Here is a 4506-nt window from a genome sequence, read left to right as displayed (position 1 = left end):
GGCGGTGGCGGTCTCGGTGGGTTCGGTGACCAGCAGCACCGAGCCGCCGGCCGGCAGCGAGCGCTCCAACTCGCCCTGCCGGGAGGCCGCGTCGAGCAGCACGGCGGTGTCGAAGCCGACCACCGAGGCGCTGCCCGCGCTCCTGCGGTCCCAGCGCCGGGTGACCGCCCGGGCGCCCGCCGCCACCGACCGCCGGGCGAAGACGCCGTCCCGGTCCTCGACGTGGTCGCGGATCTTCACCGAGGCGAGCGCCAGCGAGACGGCGGCGGCCAGCCGGGCGCCCTCGCCCCGCGCGACGGAGGCCGTCCGCATGCCGCGCAGCGGGCACGGCCCGGCGGTCCGCCGGCCGGCCTTGGCCGAGGCCCCGGCGGTGGCCTGCGCCTCGACCAGCACGGAGATGATCAGCCCGTCGTAGTTGGTGGCGGTCCGCGCCAACTGCCCGTGGTCGTCCCGCAGGGCGAGGCAGAGGCCGCAGAGGTGGGCCATCCAGCTAGCCTGCAACCGCTCGGAGAGGCGGTGACGGCAGGGTCTGATGATGCCGAACATGTGGTTCCCCCGTGTTTCGCGTGGGCCGGCCGGGCGGCCCGTGATCGCGCACATCATATGATCGCCGCCCCGTCGATCAGGAACCTCCGCCCCCGCGGCGCCGGTGTTTATTCGTTGTCCATCGCCGCCCGGGACCATGCCTTCGGACATCGCCGGGCGAACCGGCCCCTCGGGGAGGCCGGTTCGCGCCAAGGGACGCGGAGGAAACACGTGAGCAGAGACCTGACCGCCGCAGAGCGCAAGGTGCTGGAGACGCTGATCGGCCGGGTCGAGCGGATCGTCGCCCTCGGCACCGCCGCGGAGCTGGCCGGGACCACCGTGCTCACCGGCCCCGGCCCGGCCCCGGACTACACGGTCTTCCACCGGCGGTTCGCGCTGCTGGCCGGCCGGATGCGCGAAGTCCGGTTCGTGGTGCGGGAGGACCTGCCCGCGACGATGGGGGCGAGCACGGCCATCAGCGACGGGCCGGCGCCCACCGTGCGGGAGGTCCAGCTGCGCCCGAGCATGGTCGGCCCGGGCACCCGCACGCTCACCACCCGGGCGATCACCCTGGTGCACGAGCTGTCGCACAGCCTGCCGGAGGGGCTGGGGCACCCGGTCAAGGACTACGCGTACCGTGCCGGTTGGGCCTGGGGCCACCTGCCGGCCGCCATCGCCCAGGACAACGCCGACACCTACGCGGAGGCCGCCGCGCTGCTCGTCGAGCGCGCCGAGAAGGCCTGGGGCCGGCACCAGGTGTTCGGCCGGCTGGCGGCTCAGCGCGGCCGGTTGGCGAGGCGGGCCGGGACCACCACCCTCGGCCCCGCGCTGGCCTGGCTGGACATCCTGGTCAACCGGGCCTGGGTGCGCGCCAGCGACGCCACGGGGTTCGCCAGGACCAACTTCAGCGAGGCCAAGTGGAACACCCCCGAGTGGTCCGTCTGGAAGCACCACGCCCGGCTGCTCGGGCTGGAGCAGTGGCTGGCGGCCCGGGGGTTCATCACCGAGCGGAGCCTGCGCGAGGGCGTCGTCGGGCTGAGCCCCGGCGACCGGGCGGTGGTGGACGAACTGTTCACCTACATGGGCGAGTTGAAGAACGCCGTGCACCGGATCGACCCGCTCCTGGTCGAGAGCGGTGACCGGATCGACTTCGACCCGGCCGGCGGGGCGCTGCGGATCCCGCGCGGCGCGGTGAACCACGGGCCGCTGGAGCTGGCCGACCTGGTGCTCGACGCGCTGGTCGCGGCCATCAGCACCGGGCCGGCGGCGCGGCGGTTCACCGGGAGGGCGCGGGAGATCGTCCACCTCCTGGTGAACGAGGACCGGCCGGAGGAGCGGGAGGCCGTCGCCGCGCTGCGGACCGGGTTCGCGGCGGTCCAGGCCGTGCAGCCGACCGCCGACAAGTGGGCCACGCTGGCCATCGAACTGCAGGCGGCCGTCCTGGAGGACGTGCGGGTCAGGTGGGAGGTCATGCTCGCGTCCGTTCCCGAGGTGGCCGCGATGCCGGAGGAGCTGGACCGCGAGGTGCTGGGCGGCCTCGCCGAGTCGTACAAGGAGGACGTCGACCTGCTGCACGCCCTCAACGGCCGGGTGCCGGTGCCGAGTCCGCTGGTCAAGGATCTGACCACCCTCCTGGACGGGGTGACGCCGTACCTGGTGAAGGCCGACGAGCGGCAGCGGCCGGAGCTCGTGAAGCTGCGCGGACGCCTGGGCGAGCTGCGCTGAGGTCCGCGCTCCGGGGGTCGTCCCGTATCCGGGATAGCATCGCGGATATGGGAATCGACACGGCCGCCGACGAACGGTTGGCGGAACGGCTCGCGGAGTTGCGGGTCGAGCGCGGGTGGACGCTGGAGGAGCTGGCGCGGCGGGCGGACGTCAGCCGCTCGACGCTGTCGCGGGTCGAGCGGGCGGAGGTGAGCCCGACGGCCGCGCTGCTCGGGCGGCTCTGCGCGGTCTACGGGCGGAGCATGTCGCGGCTGCTCGCGGAGGTGGAGGCGGCGCCGGCGCGCCTCGTGCGGGCGGCCGACCAGCGGGTCTGGCGGGACGAGGCGACCGGGTTCGTCCGGCGCTCCGTCTCGCCGCCGCACGGCTCGCTGCGGGCCGAGGTGATCGAGGGACGGCTGCCGGCCGGCGGCGACATCGCCTACGACAAGCCCTGCGACACCGGCCGGGAGCACCACCTCTGGCTGCTGGAGGGCCGACTGGCGCTCACCGTCGACGGCGCCGAGGAACTGCTGGAGGCCGGCGACTGCCTGCGCTTCGTCCCCGAGACCACCCGCTTCCGCTGCCCCGGCCCGGCCGAGGCCCGGTACGCGCTGGTGGTGGTCGAACCGTGAGCGCGACCGGCGCGATACCCGTGCCGCCGGGCAAGGCGGGCAAGGCGGGCAAGGAACGCTTCGACGCGGCCGGCCGGCGGGTGCTGCTGGTCTGCGTCGCGGGCGGCTTCACCACCCTCATCGACCAGTCGGTGCTCAACACCTCCATCCCCGCGCTGCGCGAGTCGCTGCACGCCCAGCCCGCCCACCTGCAGTGGATCGTGGCCGGCTACTCGCTGGCCTTCGGACTGGCCCTGATCCCCGGCGGGCGGCTCGGCGACGTCCGCGGCCGCAAGTGGTTCTTCGTCGGCGGCCTCGCCCTGTTCACCGTGGTCAGCCTGCTCTCCGCGACCGCCACCGAGCCCTGGGCGCTGGTCGTGTCCCGACTCCTCCAGGGCGCGGGCGCCGGACTGGTCAACTCCCAGATGATCGGCACCCTCCAGGACGTCTTCCAGGGCCAGCTGCGCGCCCGGGCGCTCGGGATGTACGCGGTCACCGGCGGGCTCGCCTTCGCACTCGGCCCGCCGGTCGGCGGGGCGGTGCTCGCCGCCGTCGGGCCGGAGTACGGCTGGCGGCTGACCTTCCTGCTGAACGTCCCCTTCGGGCTCGCCACCCTCTGGCTGGCGGCCCGCCACCTGCCGCGCCCGCGGCCCAGCGCCCGCGACGCCGACCTCGACCTGGTCGGGCTGCTGCTGGTGGGCGCGCTGACCCTGGCGCTGATGCTGCCGTTCGTCCAGCCGCCCGGCTGGGCGGGCTGGCTCGGGTTCGCCGTCGCCGCGGCTCTGCTGCTGGGCGCGCTGGCGTGGTGGCAGCGCCGCTTCGCCCGGGCCGGCGGCCACCCGCTGATCCACCCGGCGCTGACCCGCTCGGCGCCGTACGCGCTGGGGACGGCGGTGGCGATGGCGCAGTTCGGCTCCTCGCTGGCCGCCGGGCTGGTGCTGGCCATGTTCCTCCAGGACGGGCTCGGCCTCTCGCCGCTCGGCGCGGCGCTGGTGGCGCTGCCCTCGGCGGTGGCGATGGGCTTCGCCTCGGCCGTGGCCTGGCGGGTGGTGGCGCGCTTCGGCCGGCGGACCGTCACCGCGGGCATGACCGGCTCGGCGCTGACGATGCTGACCGGCGGCCTGGTCGCGCTGTGGGCACCGGCCGGCCCGCTGCCCTGGCTGCTGGCGCTGCTGCAACTGCTGGGCGGTGCCTCGATCGGGCTGATGGGGGCCTCCAACCAGGCCTTCGTGCTGCGGCACGCGCCGGCCGAGGCGGCCGGCGTGAGCGGGGCGATCCTGCAGATGGCGCAGCGGATCGCGGCGGCGGTCAGCATCTCGGCGCTCTCCGGCGTCTATCTGCGGGCGACCGGCGGGGGCGGCGGGCACCGGGCGGCGTTCGCCTGGGCGAGCGGGGTCTGCGCGGCGGTGGCCGCGCTGGCGGTGCTGGCCTCGGTACTGGCGGGCCGGGCGACGGCGCGCGAGGAGGCGGCGCGCGAGGAGTCGGCGCTGGCGGTCACCTCGAATGAACCGGCCCGCGAGTCGACCCGGGCATCCGGTTGAGCGGCGGGCGAACGCCGGGTCCGTGAACACCGGGCCAGGGTCGGGCCTCTCCCTCGCCCACCGGGAGAGCGGCCCGGGCGACGGCCCGCCACCGGTGCGGCTCTGGGACACGGTGCGGCGGCGGC

The 4506-nt window shown here is 75.6% G+C and carries 4 protein-coding genes; 3 read left to right on the top strand and 1 reads right to left on the bottom strand.

Translation table 11 applies throughout. The features are described 5' to 3' along the window. A partial coding sequence (locus ABD308_RS29030; protein WP_344340892.1) for a DUF5685 family protein occupies positions 1–546 on the bottom strand: 546 nt, incomplete at its 3' end. A gap of 210 nt (positions 547–756) precedes the next feature. Here ABD308_RS29030 and ABD308_RS29025 point away from each other — a divergent pair. Genes ABD308_RS29025 through ABD308_RS29015 form a run of 3 tightly spaced genes read left to right on the top strand, consistent with a single transcriptional unit; the run spans position 757 to position 4381 of the window. Further along, complete coding sequence (locus tag ABD308_RS29025; protein ID WP_344340889.1) at positions 757–2250, top strand: M35 family metalloendopeptidase; 1494 nt, start codon at positions 757–759, stop codon at positions 2248–2250. 47 nt (positions 2251–2297) lie between these two features. Next, positions 2298–2861, top strand: a complete 564-nt coding sequence (locus tag ABD308_RS29020) for a helix-turn-helix domain-containing protein (RefSeq protein WP_344340886.1) — start codon at positions 2298–2300, stop codon at positions 2859–2861. Beyond that, complete coding sequence (locus tag ABD308_RS29015) at positions 2858–4381, top strand: MFS transporter (RefSeq protein ID WP_344340883.1); 1524 nt, start codon at positions 2858–2860, stop codon at positions 4379–4381. Before ABD308_RS29020 ends, ABD308_RS29015 begins: the two co-directional genes overlap by 4 nt. Positions 4382–4506: the final 125 nt, after the last annotated feature.

This window comes from Kitasatospora putterlickiae, from assembly GCF_039527695.1.
In the GTDB taxonomy this organism is placed as follows: Bacteria; Actinomycetota; Actinomycetes; order Streptomycetales; family Streptomycetaceae; genus Kitasatospora; species Kitasatospora putterlickiae.
Note: the sequence above shows the minus strand (reverse complement) of the source record. Positions and strands in the feature narration are given on the sequence as shown.

What these genes read in the sequence shown, in the direction of transcription:
- ABD308_RS29020 (WP_344340886.1), top strand. Translation starts at nt 2,298, where the DNA reads ATGGGAATCGACACGGCCGCCGACGAACGGTTGGCGGAACGGCTCGCG.